General features: G+C 61.0%; 24 protein-coding genes. 11 read left to right on the top strand and 13 right to left on the bottom strand.

Going from position 1 to position 23,389, the window contains the following annotated elements; translation table 11 throughout:
* Together glmS and glmU are read right to left on the bottom strand one after the other, a co-directional pair.
* Positions 1-1,391, bottom strand: a 1,391-nt coding sequence (gene glmS / locus B3849_RS01865; RefSeq protein ID WP_286779739.1) for a glutamine--fructose-6-phosphate transaminase (isomerizing), incomplete at its 3' end; no start/stop codon positions are given.
* A gap of 2 nt (positions 1,392-1,393) precedes the next feature.
* Positions 1,394-2,746, bottom strand: coding sequence for a bifunctional UDP-N-acetylglucosamine diphosphorylase/glucosamine-1-phosphate N-acetyltransferase GlmU (gene glmU, locus B3849_RS01860; protein WP_278424796.1), 1,353 nt, complete (start codon positions 2,744-2,746; stop codon positions 1,394-1,396).
* A 118-nt stretch (positions 2,747-2,864) separates the two neighbouring features.
* On the opposite strand from glmU, the gene B3849_RS01855 reads away from it, so the two are divergent.
* Both B3849_RS01855 and B3849_RS01850 read left to right on the top strand, forming a co-directional pair.
* Positions 2,865-3,536 (top strand): HAD-IA family hydrolase, encoded by a 672-nt coding sequence (locus tag B3849_RS01855; RefSeq protein WP_278424797.1) that lies wholly within the window; start codon positions 2,865-2,867, stop codon positions 3,534-3,536.
* 1 nt (position 3,537) lies between these two features.
* Complete coding sequence (locus tag B3849_RS01850; RefSeq protein ID WP_286779738.1) at positions 3,538-4,899, top strand: NAD-dependent succinate-semialdehyde dehydrogenase; 1,362 nt, start codon at positions 3,538-3,540, stop codon at positions 4,897-4,899.
* 60 nt (positions 4,900-4,959) lie between these two features.
* Here the strand turns inward: B3849_RS01850 and B3849_RS01845 are convergent, their stop codons facing one another.
* The 7 genes from B3849_RS01845 to B3849_RS01815 all read right to left on the bottom strand — a co-directional run bounded on the left by B3849_RS01845 (position 4,960) and on the right by B3849_RS01815 (position 12,267).
* Positions 4,960-6,180, bottom strand: coding sequence for a PLP-dependent aminotransferase family protein (locus tag B3849_RS01845; RefSeq protein ID WP_286779737.1), 1,221 nt, complete (start codon positions 6,178-6,180; stop codon positions 4,960-4,962).
* 137 nt (positions 6,181-6,317) lie between these two features.
* Complete coding sequence (locus B3849_RS01840) at positions 6,318-6,788, bottom strand: Hsp20 family protein (protein ID WP_005851048.1); 471 nt, start codon at positions 6,786-6,788, stop codon at positions 6,318-6,320.
* A gap of 157 nt (positions 6,789-6,945) precedes the next feature.
* On the bottom strand, positions 6,946-7,734 hold the full coding sequence (locus B3849_RS01835) for a trypsin-like serine peptidase (protein ID WP_005851046.1): 789 nt from the start codon (positions 7,732-7,734) through the stop codon (positions 6,946-6,948).
* A gap of 106 nt (positions 7,735-7,840) precedes the next feature.
* Positions 7,841-9,232, bottom strand: a complete 1,392-nt coding sequence (gene glcF, locus B3849_RS01830) for a glycolate oxidase subunit GlcF (RefSeq protein ID WP_278425402.1) — start codon at positions 9,230-9,232, stop codon at positions 7,841-7,843.
* A 45-nt stretch (positions 9,233-9,277) separates the two neighbouring features.
* Positions 9,278-9,643 carry a hypothetical protein gene (locus B3849_RS01825; protein ID WP_278425403.1) on the bottom strand — a complete coding sequence of 122 codons (366 nt, stop codon included), beginning with the start codon at positions 9,641-9,643 and terminating at the stop codon, positions 9,278-9,280.
* Positions 9,640-10,758: an FAD-binding protein gene (locus B3849_RS01820; protein ID WP_278425404.1), complete on the bottom strand. Its 1,119-nt coding sequence runs from the start codon at positions 10,756-10,758 to the stop codon at positions 9,640-9,642. Before B3849_RS01820 ends, B3849_RS01825 begins: the two co-directional genes overlap by 4 nt.
* Positions 10,759-10,818: 60 nt before the next feature.
* Positions 10,819-12,267 (bottom strand): FAD-linked oxidase C-terminal domain-containing protein, encoded by a 1,449-nt coding sequence (locus B3849_RS01815; RefSeq protein ID WP_278425405.1) that lies wholly within the window; start codon positions 12,265-12,267, stop codon positions 10,819-10,821.
* A gap of 81 nt (positions 12,268-12,348) precedes the next feature.
* On the opposite strand from B3849_RS01815, the gene B3849_RS01810 reads away from it, so the two are divergent.
* The gene (locus tag B3849_RS01810; protein WP_037954554.1) at positions 12,349-13,050 is read left to right on the top strand and encodes a DUF599 domain-containing protein; all 702 of its coding nucleotides are present in this window, start codon (positions 12,349-12,351) and stop codon (positions 13,048-13,050) included.
* Positions 13,051-13,083: 33 nt separating this feature from the next.
* A complete protein-coding gene (locus B3849_RS01805) occupies positions 13,084-13,440 on the top strand; it encodes a hypothetical protein (protein ID WP_278425406.1) in 357 nt (118 codons plus the stop codon).
* A 35-nt stretch (positions 13,441-13,475) separates the two neighbouring features.
* On the opposite strand, the gene rlmH is transcribed toward B3849_RS01805, so the two are convergent.
* The 3 genes from rlmH to B3849_RS01790 form a co-directional block, all read right to left on the bottom strand.
* Positions 13,476-13,946, bottom strand: a complete 471-nt coding sequence (rlmH, locus tag B3849_RS01800) for a 23S rRNA (pseudouridine(1915)-N(3))-methyltransferase RlmH (RefSeq protein WP_278425407.1) — start codon at positions 13,944-13,946, stop codon at positions 13,476-13,478.
* A gap of 21 nt (positions 13,947-13,967) precedes the next feature.
* Positions 13,968-14,336: a ribosome silencing factor gene (gene rsfS / locus B3849_RS01795; protein ID WP_005851034.1), complete on the bottom strand. Its 369-nt coding sequence runs from the start codon at positions 14,334-14,336 to the stop codon at positions 13,968-13,970.
* A gap of 489 nt (positions 14,337-14,825) precedes the next feature.
* Positions 14,826-16,181, bottom strand: a complete 1,356-nt coding sequence (locus B3849_RS01790; protein WP_278425408.1) for a mechanosensitive ion channel family protein — start codon at positions 16,179-16,181, stop codon at positions 14,826-14,828.
* Between the two features lie 174 nt (positions 16,182-16,355).
* Between B3849_RS01790 and B3849_RS01785 the strand changes: the two genes are divergently transcribed.
* The 6 genes from B3849_RS01785 to leuB all read left to right on the top strand — a co-directional run bounded on the left by B3849_RS01785 (position 16,356) and on the right by leuB (position 21,893).
* Entirely contained in the window at positions 16,356-16,454 is a 99-nt protein-coding gene (locus B3849_RS01785) for a hypothetical protein (RefSeq protein ID WP_037942997.1), read from the top strand.
* A 76-nt stretch (positions 16,455-16,530) separates the two neighbouring features.
* The gene (gene leuC, locus B3849_RS01780) at positions 16,531-17,940 is read left to right on the top strand and encodes a 3-isopropylmalate dehydratase large subunit (protein WP_037942994.1); all 1,410 of its coding nucleotides are present in this window, start codon (positions 16,531-16,533) and stop codon (positions 17,938-17,940) included.
* Between the two features lie 30 nt (positions 17,941-17,970).
* Positions 17,971-18,576, top strand: a complete 606-nt coding sequence (gene leuD, locus B3849_RS01775) for a 3-isopropylmalate dehydratase small subunit (RefSeq protein ID WP_005851028.1) — start codon at positions 17,971-17,973, stop codon at positions 18,574-18,576.
* A gap of 322 nt (positions 18,577-18,898) precedes the next feature.
* The gene (locus B3849_RS01770; protein ID WP_005851026.1) at positions 18,899-19,744 is read left to right on the top strand and encodes a hypothetical protein; all 846 of its coding nucleotides are present in this window, start codon (positions 18,899-18,901) and stop codon (positions 19,742-19,744) included.
* 11 nt (positions 19,745-19,755) lie between these two features.
* Complete coding sequence (locus B3849_RS01765; RefSeq protein ID WP_414718008.1) at positions 19,756-20,721, top strand: endonuclease/exonuclease/phosphatase family protein; 966 nt, start codon at positions 19,756-19,758, stop codon at positions 20,719-20,721.
* 65 nt (positions 20,722-20,786) lie between these two features.
* Positions 20,787-21,893 (top strand): 3-isopropylmalate dehydrogenase, encoded by a 1,107-nt coding sequence (gene leuB, locus B3849_RS01760; RefSeq protein WP_009825849.1) that lies wholly within the window; start codon positions 20,787-20,789, stop codon positions 21,891-21,893.
* A gap of 90 nt (positions 21,894-21,983) precedes the next feature.
* On the opposite strand, the gene B3849_RS01755 is transcribed toward leuB, so the two are convergent.
* Positions 21,984-22,616: a DUF998 domain-containing protein gene (locus tag B3849_RS01755; protein ID WP_278374806.1), complete on the bottom strand. Its 633-nt coding sequence runs from the start codon at positions 22,614-22,616 to the stop codon at positions 21,984-21,986.
* A 98-nt stretch (positions 22,617-22,714) separates the two neighbouring features.
* On the opposite strand from B3849_RS01755, the gene B3849_RS01750 reads away from it, so the two are divergent.
* The coding region (locus B3849_RS01750; RefSeq protein WP_286779736.1) for a DUF1705 domain-containing protein at positions 22,715-23,389 on the top strand (675 nt) is incomplete at its 3' end.

The following is a 23,389-nucleotide window of genomic DNA, read 5'->3' as shown; positions in this document are numbered from 1 at the left end:
ACGTCACGGGCCGAGGAAAGCTTGTAGGCTTCGTCGCGCAGGGCGGCGTTCTGTTCGAGCGCGGTGTTGATCAGCGACGGCATGGACCGCAGACCAGAGACATAATCGGCCAGCTCTTCCTTGGTGATCGCGCCGCGGTCCACGGCAGCTTTCAGCACCACCAGGAACAAGACGGTCAACTGGCAGGTAAAGGCTTTGGTAGAGGCGACGCCCACTTCGACCCCCGCGTGGATCGGCAACGCCAGATTGCTTTCCCGCGCGATGGAGGATTCAGTCACATTGACGACCGAAGTGATGAGATCGGCCTTGCCCGCGCAATAGCGCAGCGCGGCCAGCGTGTCGGCGGTTTCGCCCGACTGGCTGACAAACAGCGCCATGGTCCGGTCCGAGATGGGCGGTTCACGATAGCGGAATTCCGACGCGACATCGACCTCGACCGGCATGCGGGCGATCTGTTCGAACCAGTATTTCGCGGTCAGGCAGGCGTAGAAGGCCGTGCCGCAGGCAACCATAGTGATACGGTCGATCTTGGTGAAATCGAGCCCCGGATCGGGCAGCATGATCTCTCCGTCCGCGGTGAGATAGCGCGACAGGGCCTCGCCAATCACAGCGGGCTGCTCTGCGATCTCTTTCGCCATAAAGTGCTTGTGGCCGGCCTTGTCGATGCGGGTGGTGTCCAGGCTGATCTTCTTGACCACTCGGTCAACAGGGGCATCATTGGCGTCGTAAATCTTGACCGACGTGCGGGTCAGCACGGCGCGGTCGCCTTCCTCGAGGTAGGTCACACGGTCCGTCATGGGTGACAGCGCAATCGCGTCGCTGCCCAGATACATCTCGTTGTCGCCATAGCCGACGGCTAGCGGAGCCCCCTTGCGCGCGCCGATCATCAGATCTTCTTCACCGTCAAACAGGAACGCCAGCGCGAAAGCCCCATGCAGCCGCGCAATGGTCTTGGTCGCGGCGTCTACAGGGCCCAACCCTTCGGCCATGTATTTCTGGGTGAGCAGCACGACCGTTTCCGTGTCCGTCTCGGTCACGAATTCAACGCCGTCCTTGGCCAGTTCGGCGCGCAGCTCGCGGAAGTTTTCGATGATGCCATTATGCACGACAGCCACCGGCCCCGCCTGATGCGGGTGCGCATTGGTGACCGATGGCGCACCATGGGTCGCCCAACGGGTATGCCCGATGCCCGACTTCCCGGCGAGCGGTTCGTGCACCAGTAGATCCGACAGGTTCACTAGTTTTCCGACCGCGCGGCGGCGGTCCAGCTTGCCCGCGTCAATCGTCGCGATACCGGCGCTGTCATAGCCGCGATATTCCAGACGTTTCAGGGCTTCGACAAGGGTAGGCGCAACTTCGTGTTGGCCAAGGATACCGACAATACCACACATGATTAGCTGCCTCTCTGCTGTTTGGCCTTCTTGGCCTTTAACATTTCCAACAATTTCCGCGCCATGCCCGGTTTCTCGACCTGATGCGCGCGCGCCAGCGCCAATGCGTCAGCCTCCACATCCGAGGTGATGACCGACCCCGATCCCGTCATCGCTCCGTCGCCGATATGCACGGGGGCCACCAGCATGGTGTTCGACCCGATAAAGGCGTTGGCCCCGATATGGGTGTGGTGCTTCATCACGCCGTCATAGTTGCAGGTGATCGTGCCCGCGCCGATATTGGCTTTGGCGCCGATGGTCGCGTCGCCGATATAGCTCAGGTGGTTCACCTTGGCCCCTTCGGCGATCTGCGCGTTCTTTACCTCGACAAAATTGCCGATGCGCACATCCTCGGACAGCTCTGCACCGGGGCGCAGGCGGGCGTAGGGGCCAATGACCCCGCCGCGTGCGACGTGGCAGCCTTCAAGGTGGCTGAAGGCGCGGATGGTGGCACCGGATTCAATCGTCACGCCGGGGCCAAAGACCACATTGGGTTCGATCACCGTGTCGCGGCCGATATAGGTGTCGCGGGCGAAATAGACCGTATCGGGGGCCATCAGCGTGATACCGTCCTCGAGCATGGCTGCACGGGCGCGCGACTGGAACGCCGCGTCGGCAGCGGCCAGATCCGCGCGGGAGTTCACGCCCATCGTCTCGGCCTCGTCACAGGTGACGGCAGTGGCTTTCAGCCCGCGTTCCCGTGCAATGCCAATGATATCGGTGAGGTAGTATTCTTCCGATGCGTTGTCGTTGCCGACCGCATCAATCAGATCAAACAGCAGATTGGATTTGCACGCGACAACGCCGCTATTACAAAGGGTTATCGCACGCTCTTCATCCGTGGCGTCTTTGTATTCAACGATGCGGTCAAGGCTGTCGCCCTGCATCACCAAACGGCCATAGCGCGCAGGATCAGCAGCGTCGAAGCCCAGAACGACGACATCATTCGTCTCAAGTGCTGCGCACATGTTTTCAAGCGTTTCGGTCTGGACGAAAGGCGTGTCGCCATAAAGCACGATGGCCGTGCCGTCGAAGCCTGCCAGCGCCTCGCGCGCCTGACCAACGGCGTGGGCGGTGCCCAATTGTTCCTCTTGCACGACGACCTGTGCTTCGTCGTCAAATGCCTGCGCTGCGGCGCGGACCTGATCTGCCCCGTGGCCTGCAACAACGACCGTGCGGGCAGGCGACAGCGCGGCACCTGATGCCATGGCGTGCTCTAACAGTGGTGCGTGGGCGACCGCATGCAGAACCTTGGGCAGATCCGATTGCATACGGGTACCTTTGCCTGCGGCCAAAAGGATCAGTGCAACTTCCATGTATAATCTCTTTAATCAATTTAATGTCTGCTCTCTTTACCTTGTTGGCGATTTTGCGCAAGGCTAGGGGTCATCAAAGAAGATTTCCGCCTGCAACACATTCAGCAAAGGAATGCCGATGAAAACAGTCGTATTCGACCTCGACGGGACGCTCGCGGACACCAGCGGAGACTTGATCGCCGCGGCAAATGCCTGTTTCCGCGACATGGGCGAGGGCGATGTGCTGGATGCCAAGTCCGATGCAGGCACGGCGCTGAAAGGCGGCCGGGCGATGCTGCGGTTGGGCATGGAACGCTTGGGGCGCGCCGACGACGCCGAGACCATCGACCGCTACTATCCCATGCTGCTCGAAGCCTATGGCCGCGAGATCGACACCCATACCGTGCTGTACCCCGGCGCGATGGAGGCGGTGGAGGCGTTGAAAGCCGCGGGCTACCGCGTGGCGATCTGCACCAACAAACCCGAGGGGCTGGCCCATACGCTGCTGACCAAGCTTGGCGTGCGCGATGCCTTTGGCGCGATGGTGGGGGCCGATACGCTGGCGATCCGCAAACCCGATCCGGAGCATCTGTTCGAAACCGCGCGGCGTGCCGGGGGCGACCCCGCGCTGTGCTTGCTTGTGGGCGATACCAATACCGACCGCGAGACGGCGCGCGCGGCGGGGGTGCCTTGCGTGTTGGTCTCCTTTGGTCCCTCGGGCGATGATATGGCGGCACTTGGCCCCGAAGCCCTGCTGGACCACTATGACGACCTGCCCGACATCGTCACCCGTCTGATCGGTGCTGTCTGACATGGTATCTGACACGGCAGAGGTGTTCGCCGGCAGCTTCACCCAGCAAGAACCAATCCCCGAGGAAGCCATCGACGCCGCCGTCGCCGCCCAGAAAGACTGGGCGAGCTGGACCGGCAAGGAACGCGCCGCCGTGCTGCGCAAATGGTTCGACCTGATGATGGAAAACCAAGACGATCTGGGGGCCATCCTGACCGCTGAACAGGGCAAGCCTCTGGGCGAGGCCAAAGGCGAAATCGCTTATGGCGCGTCCTTTATCGAATTCTTCGGCGAAGAGGCCAAACGCGTCTACGGTGAGACCATCCCCGGCCACCAGCGCGACAAGCGGATTACCGTGATCAAGCAGCCCATCGGCGTGGCCGCGTCGATCACGCCCTGGAACTTCCCCAACGCGATGATCACCCGCAAGGCCGCGCCCGCGCTGGCCGCCGGCTGCGCCTTTGTGGCGCGCCCCGCTGCGGAAACACCGCTGTCGGCAATCGTGATGGGTGTGCTGGCCGAACGCGCGGGCATCCCCGCAGGCGTGTTCAACGTGCTGCCGTCGTCCTCTTCTTCTGCCGTGGGCAAGGAGTTCTGCGAAAACCCCGCAGTGCGCAAACTGACCTTTACCGGATCAACCGAAGTGGGCCGCATCCTGCTGAAACAGGCTGCCGATCAGGTCATGAAATGCTCGATGGAGCTGGGGGGCAACGCGCCGTTCATCGTCTTTGACGACGCCGATCTGGACGCCGCTGTCGAAGGCGCGATCCTGTGCAAGTTCCGCAACAACGGTCAGACCTGCGTTTGTGCGAACCGCATCTACGTGCAGGCCGGTGTCTATGACGCCTTCGCTGAAAAGCTGAAAGCCCGCGTTGAAAAGATGAAGGTCGGCGACGGCTTTGAAGACGGCGTAGAGCTGGGGCCGCTGATCAACGGCGATGCCTCCGAGAAGGTGAAAGAACATGTCGAGGACGCGGTGTCGAAAGGTGCCGAAATCCTGCTGGGCAGCAAAGAAGAGAAGATGGAGGGCAACTTCCTCGCGCCGACCATCATCACCGGTGTGACGCAGGATATGAAAGTCTCGAAAGAGGAAACCTTCGGCCCGCTCGCCCCGCTGTTCAAGTTCGATAACGAAGACGACGTGATTGAGATGGCGAATGACACGATCTTTGGCCTCGCATCCTACTTCTACGCCAAAGACCTAAGCCGCGTGTACAAGGTCGCAGAGGCGCTGGAGTATGGCATCGTGGGTGTGAACACCGGGATCATCTCGACCGAGGTCGCGCCGTTTGGCGGCGTCAAACAGTCCGGTCTGGGCCGCGAAGGCAGCCACCACGGGATCGAGGATTACCTCGAGATGAAATACATCTGCATGTCGGTCTGACCTGCGGATCATCCGGGATTAGAAACGGGCGGCGGGATCATCCTGCCGCCCGTTTTCGTATCAGCCGTTCAGCACGCGGGTGATCAACTGGCCCAAGCGTTCGATCCCTTCCGCGATCTTGCCTTCGGTCGAGGTGGAGTAGCTGAGCCGCAAGGTATTGCGCCCCGACCCGTCCGCGAAAAACGCGTGCCCCGGTACAAAGGCGACCCGTTCGCTTTCCAGCGATTGTTTCAGCAGATCGGCCCCGTCCAGCGTGTCGGGCAGTGTCACCCAGATGAACATGCCGCCTTCGGGTTTGGTCCAGCTCACACCATCGGGCATATGTGCCTGCAGCGCTTCCAGCATAGCATCGCGACGTGCACGGTAGGCGTTGCGGATCGTGTCGATGTGGCTGTCGAAATGCTGCTCCGCGACCGAGGCCACGGCGATCTGGTTCAATGTCGCACTGTGCAGATCCGCCGCCTGTTTCATCAACACGAGTTGCGAGATCACCGGCATCGCGGCGCAGACCCAGCCCACACGCAGCCCGGGCGACAGTGTTTTCGAAAAGCTGCCGCAATAGATCGTCCGACAGGCTTCCAGATCACCGTTCCGGCGTTCGGCCTCAAGCGCGAGGATCGGCGGGATCGCGTCGCCGTCAAAGCGCAGCGACTGATAGGCTGCGTCTTCGATCACGGCGATGTCCATTTCCTCGGCCAGATCAATCACCCGCTCGCGCGCGGCGCGGCTGACCGTGGCCCCTGTCGGATTGGCAAAATCAACGGAAAGATAGGCGAACTTGGCCGCGCCGCCTGCCTCTTTCGCGGCGGCGGTATAATCCGCACCACTGCGGTTGCTCAGCGGGTCCAGCTTGTCATAGCGCGGCTCGTAGGCGTTAAAGGCGCCCAAGGCCCCCAGGTAGGTCGGCCAGCCCACCAGCGCGGTATCCCCCGGCGACAGGAACAGCTTGCCCAGATAATCCAGCGCCTGCTGCGAGCCCGAGGTGATCAGGATGTTGTCCGGCGTCGCCGGAATACCGATCGCCTGCATCTGCGCGGCAATCCAGACACGCAGCGGTTTGTGCCCCTCGCTGGTGGAATACTGCAACCCCTGCGCCGCCATCGGCCCGTTCAGCGCCTCGGCAAAAGCGTCCTGAAACGCCGTTTTTGGAAACAGATCAGGGTCAGGAATACCACCGGCGAAAGAGATGATATCCGGCTGGTCCAACAGCTTGAGCAGCTCGCGAATTTCCGACGCCTTCATGCGATTGGCGCGTGTGGCAAATATTTCCTGCAGTGACATCCGGCGTTCCTCCCCCGACTGGATCGGGGCACTGTGCCCATTGCGCTATTTTAAGTCAACAACTGTGACCTAGCCCCCACGCGCACAAAAAAGCCCGGCGCAAATGCACCGGGCTTCGTCTGTCACAGAGGGGACGCTTAGTTGACGGTGTTCGCGTCAACCACATCCTTTTCAATCGCCTTTGGCGCACGCGCAATCTGGATCTGGCGCGGTTTAAGCGCTTCGGGCACCTGACGTTCCAGATCGATGTGCAGCATACCGTCGGCATGAGCCGCGCCGGTCACTTGCACGTGATCCGCCAGATGGAAGCGGCGTTCGAACGCGCGGGTCGCGATGCCACGATGCAGATAGGTTTTATCCGTATCTTCATCAGCTTTGCGCGCCGAGACGATCAGCGATTTTTCACGGACTTCAACGCTCAGGTCGCCTTCGGTAAAGCCGGCGACGGCGATGCTGATACGATAGGAATCATCGTCCAGTTTTTCGATGTTGTAAGGGGGATAGCTTGGCTGCGGTGCGTCGTTGGCCATCACGCGATCCATCAGATTGGCAATCTGGTCAAAGCCGACAGTCGAACGGTGCAGCGGTGCAAAATCAAAACTACGCATAGGTATTCATCCTCGTTTGAGCGATAATCATTCAGGCCTTCCACCATGGACAGACCCTGGGTTGTCTGCCGGAACCCTCAACAGGCGTTCCGGTGACATGCATGTGGGGATGGGTAAATCGCGTTTCAAGGGGACAAAATCACCCCTGACGACAAGGTCAGGGTTTGACGAATTTCGCGCCGGTGGTGCGGCGGCGATCCTCTGACGTGATGCGCTTGCTAACAACACCTCCGCCTTGGAACACCCCCTTGCCCGCCACCAGATCCGCCTGAAGCCGGGCCAGCGGCGCACCAAGCGCGGTACCAAGAGACACTTCCTTGTCCTCGACATGGGCCTTGGCGGATACGACGGACACGATCTGCGGCACCCCGTTTTCAAAGGTAAAGATCGGCGCACCACTGGCCCCGAAATCGACGGAGCATGTGGTCACCAGCACGCCTTCTTGGCGGGCCAGCACGCTGCAGACCTCTTGCAGGGACGGTGCCTCTGACCGGTCCTTGGCATAGCTCACTACCCCCAACTGGTCGCCGCGGCGCGGACGGCGGGCGGTGTCGAAGGGTTTGATCGTGGTATTGCGGATCGGCCGGTCGAGTTCGAGCAGGGCCAGATCGTTGCGCACACGATCCGAGGATACGACGCCGTCGTAGACATAATCGGGATGCACCACCGCACGGCGCACATTGCGATAGGCCCCCGCCCGCCCGTTGCGCCAACCGGCAAGGAATTCTACCTCGCCATGATCAATGCGCTGCTTGCTTTCCTTGTCGTACAGACAATGCGCCGCCGTCAGCACAAGACGGGGCGCGATCAACGCGCCGGTGCAAAACCCCTTACCGCCGATATCCAGACGGCCCACGGCCTCCCACGCGCCGGCATCCACCCCCGTGTCCAGCCTGCGCAGCCGCGCATCCTGAGCAAGCCCAGCCGTCGCGACGGTCAGGCACATGATAGAGATGGCTACCCAACGGCGCACGGATATCGCTCCTACTTCGGTGAGGTCTGGTCTTTAGCCTCTCCTAGCTGCGAGATAAGGCGAAAATGCGGCGAAAACCCTAGCGGAGGCGAGGAATCTGCAAATTTGCGCCTTTTTCTCGCGACAACGCCGGAGGCTTCGGCCCACCCGACGCCCAATCCAGCAACTCTACCGTGTGCACCACGGGCACGCCCGCGGCCGATCCGATCTGCATCATGCAGCCGATATTGCCCGCCGCGATCACGTCGGGGTTCTTGGCCTGCAGGGTTCTGACCTTGCGGTCTTTCAACTGCTTAGAGATTTCGGGCTGCATCAGGTTGTACGTCCCCGCCGACCCGCAGCACAGATGTGAATCCGCAGGCTCAACCACGGTAAAGCCTGCGCGTTTCAGCAAATCCTTGGGGTAGCTTTTGATCTGCTGGCCGTGTTGCAGGGAACAGGCCGCATGATAGGCCACGGTCAGGCCGTGATGGGCGGGCGCGGGGGCCTTTGGCGCGTCGATGCCCGCGATATCCCCCTTGGCGGGGTTGGGCATGGCGTCTGGGTCTGCACCCCCCGCAAGATCGTGCAGCACCTCGGATACATCCTTGGCGATCGCCGACACCCGCGCCGCATCCGCCGCCAGCGGGTCATTGCGGAACATATGGCCGTAGTCTTTCACCGTGGTGCCACAGCCCGAGGTGTTGATGACGATGGCGTCCAACCCCTGCCCGTCCATCTCGGCGCACCATGCCTTGATGTTGCGCGCCGCTGTGGCGTGGCTTTCGCTGGTTTTGCCCATGTGATGGGTCAGCGCCCCGCAGCAGCCCGCGCCTTCGGCGACGACCACCTCGCAGCCCTGCCGTGTCAGCAGGCGGATGGTGGCGTCGTTGATGTCGGTGTTCAGCGCCTTTTGCGCACAGCCCGTCATCAGCGCCACCCGTTTGCGCGGTGCCCCCTGCGCGGGGAAGCTTTGCGGGTCATCGTTGGGGCTGACCGGCGGGATCGTCTTGGGGGCCATCTCGATCATCGCACGCAACCGCGCGTCGGGCATCAACCGCGCGAAGGGCCGCCCGATCTTCGCCCCCAGCAGCGCCAGCCGGAACCGCGTCGGATAGGGCAGGATACGCGCCAGAATCCACCGCAGGGCACGGTCGCTGAAGGGCCGTTTGTAGCGTTTTTCGATGTAATCGCGGGCATGATCCACCAGATGCATATAGTGCACGCCCGAGGGGCAGGTGGTCATACACGCCAGACAGGACAGGCAGCGGTCGATATGTTTGACCGTCTTTTCATCCGGATCGCGATCGTTTTCGAGCATGTCCTTGATCAGATAGATACGCCCGCGCGGGCTATCCAATTCGTCACCCAACACCTGATACGTGGGGCATGTGGCGGTGCAAAAGCCGCAATGCACACAGGCGCGCAGAATTTCGTTGCTGCGCGCCGTCGCGGGGTGTTTCAACTGTTCTGCGGTGAATGTGGTTTGCATGAAAGCTCCGGCATTGCGGGCACGAGACCCTGGCGAGGTAAAGAGTTAAGCGGCGACGGTGCTGGCCCAGATCAGGCCGAACCAGGGCAGCGTGGTGGCCAAGATCCCCAGCACATTGGTCCAGCGCTGCGTGACGGCGCCGGGATAGGCGCGGCGCAACACCTGCGCGACAAAGGCCAGAACGGCGATCCAGCCCAGCCAGATACAGGCAATCGCCCCCATCGACGCCAGCAGGTTTTCGCCCCAATACTGCGCCACGCCATAGCGTATCGCCATCCCCGCCACGGCACAGAGAAAAGCCAAGAGCACCAGCGCACGCAGGCTGCGCCGGTCAGGCTTGCCACGGGTCAAGAGGCGGAACACCAACGGCCCGCCGATAAAGACGACAAGGAAGACCGCAAGCAAGCTCATGCCGCGCGGTCCAGCTGGCCCGCGTTAAAGATGCCCTTGGGGTCGAACTGCGCCCGCAAGGCCGCTGTCAGCCGCGCCACACCGGCGGATTCGGGGTGGAACACGCCCAAGCGCGCCTTGGTCTGCGCATCAGCCCGCACCAGCGTTGCATGCCCATCCATCGGCCCGATGGCCGCGCGCAGATCATGGCCCGCGGCGCAGCGCAGCCAGATCAGCCCGCCCGCCCAGTCATAGGTCCAGCGCTCTGCCCCCGACCGCGCCGCGATCCCCGGCGCGTCAGAGGGTTTGCACGACACGCGCCACACATCACCCTGCCCCTCGTGAAACGCCGCCACATCACGGATGCCGGACCAAAGCGCCTGCGTCGCCGCTGCGTCGCGTTGCTCGACCTCTGCTCCCGCGCCGGCGAGCAAGGATTGAAGCTGACTCAGACGGTAGCTGACCGATGCCTCGAACCCTTCGATGCGCAGTGCGGTTTCGCGGGTGGCAGGGTCATGGGCGGCCCCTGTCACCTCGAACGGGCTGCCAAGGGCGCGGGCCATCGCGGCCACAGCGGCCCCATCGTCCAGCCCGTGCAACACCAAGGTCGCCTGCGTTTCAGGGCGTGGCAGCACCTTCATCGATACCTCGCTCAGCACACCCAAAGTGCCGTAAGACCCCGCCATCAACTTCACCAGATCATAGCCGGTGACATTCTTCATCACGCGCCCGCCGTTCTTGACCACGGCACCGCGCCCGTCGACAAAGCGCACCCCCAGCAAAAAGTCCCGCGCCGCCCCGACCGAAATCCGCCGCGGCCCGCTGATATTGCCTGCCATCACCCCACCGATCGTCGGCGTGCCGCTGGTGCCCAACAGTCCGCGATGGTCCATCGGTTCGAACGCGAGACGCTGGTTTTCGGCGGCCAGCGCCTCTTCGATCTCGGCCACGGGGGTGCCGGGTTTCGCGACCAGCGTCAGCGCACCGGGTTCATACAGCGTGATCCCCTGCAGCCCCGCGACGCGCATGATCTGACCTGTCGCGGGCAGGCCGCGCGTGCCGCCCCCCTGAACCGAGATCGGGCCAGCGGCACCTTTGACCGCATCGACCAGCGTCTCTTCGGATGTGATGGCCATGTCTCGGCTCCTTCGTCGTGCGTGTGATCTGTTGAAGATCAGCAGTTAATCAGGCGCGGGTTATTCCGCCGCCAGCGCCACGGCGCGGCGTGTCTCTGACGCATCCAGCGGAAAGACCTTGGCGGGGTTCAGCAGCCATGCGGGGTCGAACACATCCTTCACCGCCATCTGCGCCTCCAGATCGTCGGGGGCGTATTGCACATGCATCAGATCGCGTTTCTCGATCCCGACGCCATGTTCGCCGGTCAGACAGCCGCCCACCTCGACGCAGAGCTTGAGGATCTCGGCCCCGAATGCCTCGCACAGCTCCAGATCACCCGGTTTGTTGGCATCAAACAGGATCAACGGGTGCATATTACCGTCGCCTGCATGGAACACATTACCGACCTTCAGCCCGAACTGATCGCTGAGTTCCTTGATGCGTTTGAGCACGAAGGGCAGCGAGGACACCGGGATGGTGCCATCCAGACACATGTAGTCGTTGATCTGCCCCATCGCGCCAAAGGCCGATTTCCGACCCAGCCAGATCTTGGCGCTTTCCTCTGCGGATTTGGATTGCCGCAGCTCCACCGGATTGTGCCGCCGCGCGATGTCGGAAATCAGACCCAACTGGTGGTCAATCTCCGCGTCGGAGCCTTCGACCTCGATGATCAGCAACGCCTCGCACATGGGATAACCAGCCTTGGCGAAGGCCTCCGTCGCTTCGATACACGGGCGGTCCATGAATTCGATGGCGACGGGCAAGACACCCGCCTTGATGATGTCAGAGACACATTCCCCCGCGACCTCGTTGTCGTCGAACCCGATCAACACGGGCCGCGCGCCTTCGGGTTTGTGCAGGATGCGCAGCGTGGCTTCGGTGACGACCCCCAGCTGCCCTTCAGAGCCGCAGATCAGCCCCAGCAGGTCCAGCCCGCCCGCATCCAGATGCGCGCCGCCGACCTCGATCACCTCGCCATCCATCAAGACCATCGTAACGCCCATGAGGTTGTTGGTCGTTACCCCGTATTTCAGACAATGCGCCCCGCCCGAATTCATCGCGATATTGCCCGCGATGGCACAGGCCAGCTGGCTTGAAGGGTCGGGCGCGTAAAAGAAACCGTCTTCCTCGACCGCGCCTGTGACGCTCAGGTTGGTACGCCCGGTTTGCACCTTGATGATGCGGTTGGGGTAATCGGTTTCGATCACCTCGTTCATACGCGCCACGCCAAGGATCACGCAGTCCGCCGTGGGCAGCGCGCCCCCCGCCAGCGACGTACCGGACCCGCGCGGCACGACGGGCACGCCCTCTTCGTGGCAGATGCGCAACACGTCCGACACCTGCTGTGTGGTATAGGGCAACACCGCCACCATCGGCGCACATTTATAGGCGGTCAGCGCGTCACATTCATAGGCCCGCGTCTCGCGTTCATCCGAGATGACAGCATCAGCCGGCAAAACCTGACGCAGCCGATCAACCACACGCGTCTTGCGCGCGATCACGGCTTGGCTGGGAATAGGCATTTCCATGGCGAACCTCCAGTTTGGTAAAATAATATGACCAATTAAAGACATTGGCAACATAGAACCCGTCGGCGTATGCAGCTTAGCATGACTTGGATGGATCGCATCGCCCTGTTTCAACCGCTGGATTATGCCGCTTTGGCGATAATCTTTTGCGCCTGGCTGGCCATTGGCTGGCGCATCGAACACCCGAACCCCGCAAAGCCCTCTGTGTCGCTGATCATGGCGCAATACCGGCGCGAATGGATGACCCAGATGATCACCCGTCAGCCGCGTATCTTTGATTCGCAGATGATCAGCACCCTGCGGCAAAGCACGGCTTTCTTCGCCTCTACCAGCATGATCGCTTTGGGCGGGACACTGGCGCTTTTGGGCAACAGCGAGCGTCTGTCGACGGTGGTCGAAGACCTTGCCCTGACCGAGCTGCCCACCGTGGTGTGGGAATTCAAAATGCTGCTGCCACTGTTCTTTCTGACCAACGGCTTTCTGAAATTCGTCTGGTCAAACCGGCTGTTTGGCTATTGTTCGGTGCTTATGGCCGCCGTCCCAAATGACCCCGAAGACCGCCGCGCACCCCCGCTGGCATCCAAGGCGGCAGAAATCAACATCACCGCCGCGCGCAGTTTCAATCGGGGGTTGCGATCGCTTTATTTTGCGCTGGCCAGTCTGGGCTGGATCGTCGGCCCGATCCCCCTCACCATCGCGGCCATGGTCACCGTCATCATCATCTGGCGACGCGAGTTCACGTCACTGTCACGGCGCATTCTATTGGAAAATGAGCAAGGCTAGTCTATATGTCTGTTTTCAGACATTGGTGTATTCATGTACAAATTGATCCTTTCCATTCCGCTGCTGGTTGCAGCACAGGTCGCTGCGGCGGACCCGACCTCCATCAACTCGGTGCGCGTGTCGAAAGAGGGCGGCCTTTATAAGTTCGACGTGACGATCAGTCATAATGATACCGGCTGGGAACACTTTTCGGACGCGTGGCGCATTCTGGATGCCGATGGCAACCAGCTGGCGATCCGCGAATTGATCCACCCCCACGTGGACGAACAACCGCTGACTCGTTCCCTGTCCGGCGTTGAGCTGCCCGCAGGCACGACAGAGGTCGGCATTCAGGCCCGCGATACGCAGGCCGGTTGGGGGAAAGAGATCAAGAAGGTCCAGATCAAGTAAGATTTGGGCGTGGCTCGACGCCAGAGCTGGCGGATTTATTCGCGGTGGTATGGGCCGCCCGACAGGATCGAGGCGGCGCGATACAGCTGTTCTGCCAGCATGACGCGCACCAGCATGTGCGGCCAGACCATCTTGCCGAATGACAGCGCATGATCCGCCTCGCGGCGTAGCTCTTTGTCGATGCCATCCGCGCCGCCGATGACAAAGCACAGATCCCCCCGCCCCTGATCGCGCCAGCCCCCTAGACGGTTGGCGAAATCCGGTGAGGTTTCGACCTTCCCCCGTTCGTCCATCACGCAGATCAACGACCCCGCAGGAATGGCGCGGCGCAACAGCGCGGCTTCGGCGGGCATACCGCCATTTTTCTTATCCTCAACCTCGATCACGCGCGCGGACCCAAGGCCCAGTGCGCGACCGGTTCGATCGAACCGTTTCAGATAATCATCAATGAGGTCTTTTTCCGGTCCGGCGCGCAAACGCCCGACCGCACAGATGTGAACACGCATGATCCCTGCCTGAAAGGCAGCTTAATGCGGCATCACGGCTGGGGCTTCTGTGGTCATCCACATCTTCTCCAGCTGGTAAAATTCGCGGACTTCCGGACGGAACACGTGAACGATCACATCGCCTGTGTCGATCAGCACCCAGTCGCCGGTTTCCTTGCCTTCGACCTTGGGCGAACGGCCATAGTCGTCCTTGACCATCTGAGCCAGCTTTTCGGCGATTGCCGAAACCTGACGCGAAGACCGGCCCGAGCACACAACCATATAGTCGCCAATCGCCGTTTTGCCGCGCAGATCGATCTGCACAACTTCTTCGGCTTTGTCGTCGTCAAGTTGGGAAAGGATTGAAGCCAGCAGAGCGTCGCTTGTGGCTGTGTTTTGTTCAGCAGTCATCAGGGCTGCCTGCGGGGTAGCAGTCGGAACTGCATTTGAAAGCGTTGACAGGACATTGTCCTCCTTTAGACGCGCCGACAGTCCCCCGGCGCTGGGGATGTCCTAGAATAGGCACGCCGAAGTGAAATTTCAATGACAAGCGGCCATGACCGGCATTTACCGGCGCGCGCCAGTCGGGCCCGCTCCGAGAGCCGCGATACCACTGCCTTGACGGGCCGCCCTTGACGCGGCCAGAGAATGGCATGCCCTGACGGGCAAACTCTTGTCCGCTGTGAATTTTTGCTGACGACACTGGCGTTGTCAGGGGGTACGACGACCACCCTCCTCGCAGCGCCATGAAGGTCTGGCCGGTAGGCGCATATGCCATTTGTCCAGCTCGGGTTAGCAGTCGTGCCACAGCGTCGCAAAGCTGCCATGCGCCCGCGACAGGGGAATGTGGCGGTTCGGGTGCAGTCACGACAGGCTCACGGCCCCGCTGATTCCCGCCGCTCATTCCTGTGTTGATCCGGCACCTGCACCGGCGCGGGACAGGGCGAGCTTGCTGTCGTCCAGAACCTTGACCTCGCGCTGCGGGAAGGGGATCGAAATGCCGTGCTCTTTGAACGCATCCCAAAGCGCCAGATAAACATTGCCCCTGATATTGGTCAGACCGCCTGTCGGGTCCTTGATCCAGAAGCGCAGGATGTAATCGACGCTGCTGTCCCCAAAGCCCACGATATGACAGACCGGAGCTTTAAAGCTCAGCACCCTCTCGACCCCGCTTGCCGCCTCTACCGCAAGCTTGCGCACCACATGGGGATCATCCCCGTAAGCCGTGCCGAAATAGATATCGAGCCGCACAAAATCGTTGGAGTGGGACCAATTCACCACCTGACCGGTGATCAGGTCCTCGTTCGGGATCAGATATTCCTTCCCGTCCCGCGTCACGACAGAGGCATAGCGCGCACCCAAGGTCTGGATCCAGCCAAAGGTATCGCCAAGGCTGATCACATCCCCCGGCTTGATCGACTTGTCGATGAGGATGATGATCCCCGACACAAGGTTCGACACGACCTTTTGCAGGCCGAAACCAAGGCCCACACCAATCGCCCCCGACAGCACCGCAAGCCCGGTAAGGTCAATCCCGACGGCCTTGACCCCCATAAAGAACGCGATGCCATAAAGCGTCAGCTGTACGCCCTTCACCGCCAGCACTTGCATAGAGGGGCTGATGTCTTCGTTCTTGCGGATCGTGGCAGCGCTGGTCTGGCTGATGATCCGCGCCACAGAGAAGAACAGACCGATCACCACCAGCGCGGTGATCACCGTCAGCAGCGAAAGCCGGAAATCCCCGATCGACAGCGCCACCGAATCCAGAAACGCCGAGACATCATCAACCACGTTCAGCGCATAGAGCGTGGCGTAGATCCACAGCCCCCATGTCACCAGACGCCGCATGGGGCGGTTGCGCACCAGCCGCGCCGCAAAGGCGATACAGACCCAGACCGCCACCAGCGTTGCGAATATGCCGATCAGATAGGACCGCGACGGCCAGGTGATGTTCTGCATCACCAGATAGACCGTCCCTGCCAGCAGGGCGAACCACATCAGCCCCAGACGCCGCTTGACCTGCACCACCATGCGCAACTGCCACTTAGACCAACCCTCGCGCGAGCGGACCCAGTTTTGCAGCCAGTTGCCCGTGGCGTGATGCAGCACCCATGATATCAGCGCAAGCCCGAGCAGGATGAACATCTGGTACTGACGCCAGCCGGGCTGCATCAGGCTTTCTGCCAATCCGATCCCCCCTGCGATCAACGCCTGGATACTCTCAAGGAAATGGGCAAAGGGGTCTGGGGTCATCATGAACTTTCAAGGCAAGAAACTTGTACAGGGCTTCAATGGTGGGACAATCCCGCGCACCGCGCAAGAAGGGATACCCGCGTCCGTGCACAACCACGTGATCCGATGCAGCCGCGCCACCACCGCACACCGTCAGAATCCTTGATCACATGGCCGAAAGCGTCTAGCTAAGCCGCTATGACACATGTTTCAGACGATCTGTTCGACATTTGCGACCGCGCCCGCTTGCGCGAACGCTTTTTCGGGGCAACCCACACCGTGCTGGCGCGACTATAAACGCCCGCCCGCGCCTTGGCGCTCGTCTTTCGTACACCCCTATACTTCGCTTACATAACATACGGGAGAGGACCACATGTCCCCCAAAACGCTCTATGACAAAATCTGGGATGCCCATGTCGCGCACGAGGCCGACGATGGCACCTGCCTTCTGTACATCGACCGTCACCTCGTCCACGAAGTGACCAGCCCGCAAGCCTTTGAAGGGCTGCGGATGACGGGCCGCACCGTGCGCCGCCCCGACCAGACCATCGCTGTGCCCGATCACAACGTGCCGACCACGCTGGACCGCGCCAACGCCGCGACGATGACCGAAGACAGCCGCGTTCAGGTGGCCGCCCTTGATACAAACGCCAAGGAATTCGGCCTGCACTACTACCCCGTGTCCGACGTGCGTCAGGGCATCGTGCATATCGTCGGCCCTGAACAGGGCTGGACCCTGCCCGGCATGACCGTGGTCTGCGGCGACAGCCACACCGCGACACATGGTGCCTTCGGGTCGCTGGCCCACGGGATCGGCACCTCAGAGGTGGAACACGTGCTGGCGACGCAGACGCTGATCCAGAAGAAATCCAAGAACATGAAGGTCGAGATCACCGGCAAGCTTGCCCCCGGTGTGACCGCCAAGGACATCACCATGACCGTGATCGGTGAAACCGGCACGGCGGGCGGCACCGGCTATGTCATCGAATATTGCGGCGAGGCGATCCGTGACCTGTCGATGGAAGGCCGCATGACCGTCTGCAACATGGCCATCGAGGGCGGCGCGCGCGCTGGCCTGATCGCGCCGGACGACAAGACGTTCGAATATTGCAAAGGCCGCCCCCACGCGCCCAAGGGTGCCCAGTGGGAAGCCGCGATGGATTGGTGGAAAACACTGTATTCCGATGACGACGCCCATTGGGACAAGGTCATCACCATCAAGGGCGAAGACATCGCGCCAGCCGTCACCTGGGGCACCTCGCCCGAGGATGTTCTGCCCATCACCGCCAAAGTGCCCGCGGCATCCGACTTCACCGGCGGCAAGGTCGACGCGGCGAAACGCGCGATCGAATACATGGGTCTGACCGAAGGCATGGCGCTGACCGATATCGAGATCGACACCGTGTTCATCGGGTCTTGCACCAACGGCCGCATCGAAGACCTGCGCGCTGCGGCGGCGGTTCTGAAGGGCAAGAAGATCAAGGACGGCATGCGCGCCATGATCGTCCCCGGCTCCGGCCTTGTGCGGGCGCAGGCCGAGGAAGAAGGGCTTGCCGATATCTTCAAGGATGCCGGATTCGAATGGCGCCTTGCGGGGTGCTCCATGTGCTTGGCGATGAACCCCGACCAACTGGCACCGGGCGAACGCTGCGCATCGACTTCGAACCGCAACTTCGAGGGCCGTCAGGGCTTTAAGGGGCGCACCCATTTGATGTCCCCCGCGATGGCTGCCGCTGCCGCTCTTACCGGACGTTTGACCGATATCCGCAAGCTCGACGCGTAAGCGGCCAGCAGATCAAAGGACAACAAAACCATGAACAAATTCGACAAACTTTCCGGGATCGCGGCCCCCATGCCGATGGTGAATATCGACACCGATATGATCATCCCCAAGCAGTTCCTGAAAACGATCAAACGGTCGGGCCTTGGCGTGAACCTGTTTGACGAGATGCGCTATGACCGCGACGGCAACGAAGTACCGGATTTCGTGCTCAACAAACCGCAATACCGTGACGCGCAGATTCTTGTGGCAGGCGATAACTTCGGTTGTGGTTCTTCGCGGGAACACGCGCCTTGGGCCATCGCCGATTTCGGCATCACCTGTGTCATCGCGCCCAGCTTTGCGGACATCTTCTACAACAACTGCTTCAAGAACGGCATCCTGCCGATCGCCCTGCCGCAAGAGCAGGTAGACCTGTTGATGAAAGACGCCGAAAAAGGCTCTAACGCGCGGATCGAAGTGGATCTTGAAGCGCAGACGATCACCAGCTCTGACGGTGAAGTCATCAGCTTCCAGGTTGACGCGTTCAAGAAGCACTGCCTGATGAACGGGCTCGACGATATTGGTCTGACGCTGGAAAAAGCGGCCTCTATCGACAGCTTCGAATCTGCCGCTGCACAGGCACGCCCCTGGGTCTGACCCCCACGGGCCCGGCCCGACGAGCTGGCGCGCTTGACCTAACCACGGGTTGAGTTCTATACATGGTTGTGGGCACCGCTTTGTTGCCCACAACAGACCGCGGGTTGCGTCATTTTCGCCGCAGCTATGATGCAATATCGCACCACACCTGCGCTCAAAATGTCTCAGATCCGCGCGCATCGTCAGGAACGGGCTTGAGGAATGTGGCGAAAGAAGACACAATTGAGGCAATTCTGAGGCAGGCCTTCGACACCCGAGGGCATCAAGTTGGAACAAGCACGCGGCAAAGAATCGTGGCTGGCCAGTTTGGAAGGGTAGTTTTGTGATTGCACGTATATCCGGCGCGGCAGCGCGTGGCATTCTGGTAGCATTGTTGATTGCAACGCCCGCCCTCATGTTACCCGATGCGTTGAACGATTCCAGCCAGATCACAATGCTGGTGGCGCTGATCGCCTGCTTTCTGACGTTCATCGAATACAACTCGAACTTCCCCAGCATCATCGAATTCCGCGACGCGGCACCCTTCAACCGGCTGCGCTATGTCTGTTTGCTGGTCACCATCATCCTGCTGACGTTGATCCTGAAGCAAAAGGTCAGCCCCTCGGTTCTGGGCGGTGCCATGACCTCTATCGGGACGATCCTTGGCAATGCGATGGATTTCCCCTTTTCGCCGGTGCGCATGATTGTCCTGATGCTGCCCGAAAGCGCCAGCGACGCACTGGTGACATCGGTCCGTACGTCCGCGGGCATGGCCTATCTGATCTCGCTGATCTCGATGGGTGCGTTTCTGGTGTTGGTGCGCATCATGAATTGGCCCGTGCGTCAGGGGGCCTTTAACGTCTGGGTGAACCTGCCGCTCTTTGACCCGACCGCGGGCGGCGATGTCATCTATCGCCTGCAACGCGACGCACGGATCAATATCGCGCTTGGCTTCCTTCTGCCCTTCCTGATCCCCGCAGTAGTCAAAGCGGCGGCCGATCTGCTAGACCCGATTACACTGCAAAACCCGCACACCCAGATCTGGACAGTCGCCGCATGGGCCTTCCTTCCTGCCAGCATCATCATGCGCGGCATTGCCATGGGCAAGATCGCCGAGATGATCGAAGAGAAACGCCGTCGCGCCTATGCCGACGAGGCGGAGAAAGATCACGGCTTGCAGCCAGCCTGATCGCAGGCGTCCTGCTGGCCGCATCCCCCGCGGTTGCAGAGCCCCTGCGCATCGCCACCTTCAACACCGAATTATCGCGGGCCGGACCGGGTCTGCTGCTGCGCGACATTGCCAAAGGGGCGGACCCGCAGATTACCGCTGTGACGCGCCTGCTGGCGGATGTTGCTGCCGATATCATCGTGCTGCAGGGGGTGGATTACGATCTTGGCGGCACAACGCTTGGCGCTTTGGCGGACAGGCTTGGCGAGGCTGGCCCCACTTACCCCTACCGTTTCGCGCTGCCCCCGAATGCGGGACGGCCTACGGGTCTGGATATGGACGGCGACGGTAAAACGGGCGGCGCGCGCGATGGTCAGGGCTATGGCCGCTTCTTCGGCGCGGGCGCGATGGCGATCCTGTCGCGCTATCCCGTGCTGCGCACCGATGTTCAGGATTACAGCGATTTTCTGTGGCGTGACCTGCCCGATGCGCTGCTGCCGCAGACGGACGGTGCCCCCTTCCCCTCTGCCGCGGCGCAAGAGGTGCAGCGGCTTGCCTCGCACGGGGCATGGGTCGTGCCCCTCGACATCCCAGATCAAGCGCCCCTGACCCTGCTGACCTTCTATGCCACGCCCCCTGTGTTCGACGGACCAGAGGACCGCAACGGCAAACGCAACCATGATGAAATCCTCTTCTGGGACCACTATCTGGCGGGCACCTTCGGCCCGCCGCCAATAGACCGTTTTATCCTGCTGGGGGATGCAAATCTTGATCCGGCGAAGGGCGAAGGGCTGCGCGCCGCGATCCAGACGCTGCTGGATCAACCCGCGCTGCAAGACCCGCTGGCGGGTCAGCCCACCGTCACCTTCGACGGTTTGGGCGATATGCGTGTCGACTATCTACTGCCCTCAACCGACTGGCGCATCGTCGCCGCTGGTGTGGCCCGCGACCCTGCTGCCAGCCGCCATGGCGTGGTCTGGGCCGATCTTGACCGCTAGCCGTTCTTGACCCCTCTGCCTCCCCGCGCTACCCCGCTATCAACGTATTTTTCAGGAGACATCGCATGGCCAACCCCACATTGCTAATCCTCGCCGGTGACGGCATCGGCCCCGAGGTCATGGGCCAGGTTGTTCGCATCATCGACTGGTTTGGCGACAAGCGCGATCTGGCCTTTGACGTGGATCACGATCTGGTCGGCGGTGCCGCCTACGACAAACACGGCACCCCCCTGCATGACGACACGATGGCCAAAGCGCTGGCGGCGGATGCTGTTCTGCTGGGTGCCGTTGGCGGGCCGAAATACGACGAACTTGATTTCAGCGTGAAACCCGAGCGCGGCCTGCTGCGCCTGCGCAAGGAAATGGACCTGTTTTCGAACCTGCGTCCGGCACAGTGTTTCGACGCGCTGGCGGATTTCTCCTCCCTGAAGAAAGACCTCGTTGCCGGGCTCGACATCATGATCGTGCGCGAACTGACATCGGGTGTCTACTTTGGCGAACCCCGCGGAATTTTCGAGGAAGGCAACGAGCGCGTCGGCATCAATACACAGCGCTACACCGAATCCGAGATCGACCGTGTCGCACGGTCAGCCTTTGAACTGGCGCGTCGTCGGGGCAACAAAGTCTGCTCGATGGAGAAAGCCAACGTCATGGAAAGCGGCATCCTGTGGCGCGAAGTCGTGCAGAAGGTGCATGACGAAGACTACCCCGATGTCGAGCTGTCCCACATGTACGCCGACAACGGCGCGATGCAGCTGGTGCGCGCGCCCAAGCAGTTCGACGTGATCGTCACCGACAACCTGTTCGGCGATATCCTGTCCGATTGTGCCGCGATGCTGACAGGCTCGCTGGGGATGCTGCCCTCTGCCTCGTTGGGTGCGCCAAATGCCGATGGCCGCCCCAAAGCGCTGTACGAGCCCGTCCACGGCTCTGCCCCCGATATCGCGGGTCAAGGCAAGGCGAACCCCATCGCCTGTATCCTCAGCTTTGCAATGGCGCTGCGCTATTCCTTCGACCAAGGCGATGAAGCCGCGCGTCTGGAAAAAGCCGTTGAAAAAGTGCTCGCCGATGGGGCACGCACCGCGGATCTGATGGGCCCCGAAGGCGGCTCCCCCATCTCGACCTCGGAAATGGGCGACGCAATCCTCGCCGCGCTGGACGCGAGCCTGTAAGACACAAAGCGCAGCCCTGCCGGATGACCGGCGGGGCTGCTTTGCTTTCGCCAGACGCATCAGACGCTGCCGCATGCCGCAGCCGTGACCCTATCCGCGCCCCTGCCGGCGCAGAAACAACATCGCCAGAGTGATCACCGTCGCCATCGCAATCACACCGAGATACCGTTCGTAAAGACCGTCGACATCGGTGGGTAGCATGAAAAAGACCGGTGCCGAGACGGTCCAGAGCGCGGAGAGACCGACAAGGTTTCTGCCGTATATCGCACCGCAGCAGCGCGTCCCTTCTGACATGGACCACGGCAAGATCGCCATAAGAAGGCCAAGAGCATAGACCAAGTAGCTATGGATCACGACGCCATCGCTGTCGTTGTCGCCGTATTCATTCCGCGCGCCAACAAGGAAGACAATCAGCCCCAAGACGGTGAAGCCCACGATCCCGACGCTCCAGCGCCAATTGCCCAGATGAATATGCGCGGCAAGTAAAGCGACCGATATCAGTGAAGCCGAAAACGCATAGATGCCGATATCGACAATATATTCATATTCACCCGCGCCAAGATCGCTGATGGTGTCGGCGATCCAGTCGTGGTCAGGAACAACAAAATCCGCGATCAGGATCATCACCGAAAACAGGATGCAGCCAAATATCGCGTACCACGCAAGGAGGCGCACGAGCCCGGGCCTTTCTCGAACTGCTGCGTCGCCGATTTCGTTCTCCATGTACTATTTACCTTTTAAAAATGAAAAATTCCGATCGTAAGCTTTTCGTAAGCTTACGCTGGTCATGAGCACGCATCTAAATCTGCGAAAGCTCTATTATGGCCTCTGTGAAGACCCTTTTATCCCGGCTAGCCGTTCTGCGTGAACGGATAAGCATCTCCCCCGTGCTGCTGACCGTTCTTTCCATCGCATTCGTGTTCAGTGTCGATAATAGCACATTCTGGAACATCTCAAGGGATGTCTTCTCGGGCCACCTATTGTCGCTCGCCGGCTTTATGGGGGCTGTGTTCTGTTTGACGTTGGCCGCCTTCAGCCTGTTCGCATACCCATGGACGGTTAAACCGTTTCTGGTCTCGATGCTCATCCTGGCCGCCATGACGTCTTATTACGTCGATACACTTGGCATTATCGTTGACCGCGACATGATCCAGAATGTGATGGTGACCACCGTCGCGGAATCCCGGCATCTGATAACACCTAGCTACATCACCCATATTATTGTCTTCGGCGTGTTGCCCGCGCTCATCGTGATGTGGGTGCCCATTCGACCCCAGACGCGGATCAGGGCGGCTGTAACGCCGATAGTGACCTTTGTTGTCAGCCTTGCGTTGTCCGCAGGGTTGCTGATGTCAGATTTGAAATCCTATGCGTCGATCCTGCGCGAGCGGAAGGATTTCATGAGCAGCTACCAGCCCGGTGCCCCGTTGGTGGGCGCGATCCGATACGCCAAGATGATGTCGCGTTCGGCCAATCTGGTCCTCACCAGCACCGGA

The sequence above is a fragment of the Sulfitobacter sp. UBA4523 genome, assembly GCF_002388305.1.
In the GTDB taxonomy this organism is placed as follows: Bacteria; Pseudomonadota; Alphaproteobacteria; order Rhodobacterales; family Rhodobacteraceae; genus Sulfitobacter; species Sulfitobacter pontiacus.
The sequence above is the reverse complement of the archived record's forward strand: the minus strand, read 5'-3'. Positions and strand labels throughout refer to the sequence as shown.

What these genes read in the sequence shown, in the direction of transcription:
- glmU (WP_278424796.1), bottom strand. Translation starts at nt 2,746, where the DNA reads ATGGAAGTTGCACTGATCCTTTTGGCCGCAGGCAAAGGTACCCGTATG.
- B3849_RS01835 (WP_005851046.1), bottom strand. Translation starts at nt 7,734, where the DNA reads ATGTGCCTGACCGTCGCGACGGCTGGGCTTGCTCAGGATGCGCGGCTG.
- B3849_RS01840 (WP_005851048.1), bottom strand. Translation starts at nt 6,788, where the DNA reads ATGCGTAGTTTTGATTTTGCACCGCTGCACCGTTCGACTGTCGGCTTT.
- glcF (WP_278425402.1), bottom strand. Translation starts at nt 9,232, where the DNA reads ATGCAAACCACATTCACCGCAGAACAGTTGAAACACCCCGCGACGGCG.
- B3849_RS01845 (WP_286779737.1), bottom strand. Translation starts at nt 6,180, where the DNA reads ATGTCACTGCAGGAAATATTTGCCACACGCGCCAATCGCATGAAGGCG.
- leuB (WP_009825849.1), top strand. Translation starts at nt 20,787, where the DNA reads ATGGCCAACCCCACATTGCTAATCCTCGCCGGTGACGGCATCGGCCCC.
- B3849_RS01825 (WP_278425403.1), bottom strand. Translation starts at nt 9,643, where the DNA reads ATGAGCTTGCTTGCGGTCTTCCTTGTCGTCTTTATCGGCGGGCCGTTG.
- B3849_RS01785 (WP_037942997.1), top strand. Translation starts at nt 16,356, where the DNA reads ATGACACATGTTTCAGACGATCTGTTCGACATTTGCGACCGCGCCCGC.
- rlmH (WP_278425407.1), bottom strand. Translation starts at nt 13,946, where the DNA reads ATGCGTGTTCACATCTGTGCGGTCGGGCGTTTGCGCGCCGGACCGGAA.
- leuD (WP_005851028.1), top strand. Translation starts at nt 17,971, where the DNA reads ATGAACAAATTCGACAAACTTTCCGGGATCGCGGCCCCCATGCCGATG.
- B3849_RS01820 (WP_278425404.1), bottom strand. Translation starts at nt 10,758, where the DNA reads ATGGCCATCACATCCGAAGAGACGCTGGTCGATGCGGTCAAAGGTGCC.
- B3849_RS01815 (WP_278425405.1), bottom strand. Translation starts at nt 12,267, where the DNA reads ATGGAAATGCCTATTCCCAGCCAAGCCGTGATCGCGCGCAAGACGCGT.
- B3849_RS01850 (WP_286779738.1), top strand. Translation starts at nt 3,538, where the DNA reads ATGGTATCTGACACGGCAGAGGTGTTCGCCGGCAGCTTCACCCAGCAA.
- B3849_RS01790 (WP_278425408.1), bottom strand. Translation starts at nt 16,181, where the DNA reads ATGATGACCCCAGACCCCTTTGCCCATTTCCTTGAGAGTATCCAGGCG.
- B3849_RS01755 (WP_278374806.1), bottom strand. Translation starts at nt 22,616, where the DNA reads ATGGAGAACGAAATCGGCGACGCAGCAGTTCGAGAAAGGCCCGGGCTC.
- B3849_RS01855 (WP_278424797.1), top strand. Translation starts at nt 2,865, where the DNA reads ATGAAAACAGTCGTATTCGACCTCGACGGGACGCTCGCGGACACCAGC.
- B3849_RS01810 (WP_037954554.1), top strand. Translation starts at nt 12,349, where the DNA reads ATGACTTGGATGGATCGCATCGCCCTGTTTCAACCGCTGGATTATGCC.
- rsfS (WP_005851034.1), bottom strand. Translation starts at nt 14,336, where the DNA reads ATGACTGCTGAACAAAACACAGCCACAAGCGACGCTCTGCTGGCTTCA.
- leuC (WP_037942994.1), top strand. Translation starts at nt 16,531, where the DNA reads ATGTCCCCCAAAACGCTCTATGACAAAATCTGGGATGCCCATGTCGCG.
- B3849_RS01805 (WP_278425406.1), top strand. Translation starts at nt 13,084, where the DNA reads ATGTACAAATTGATCCTTTCCATTCCGCTGCTGGTTGCAGCACAGGTC.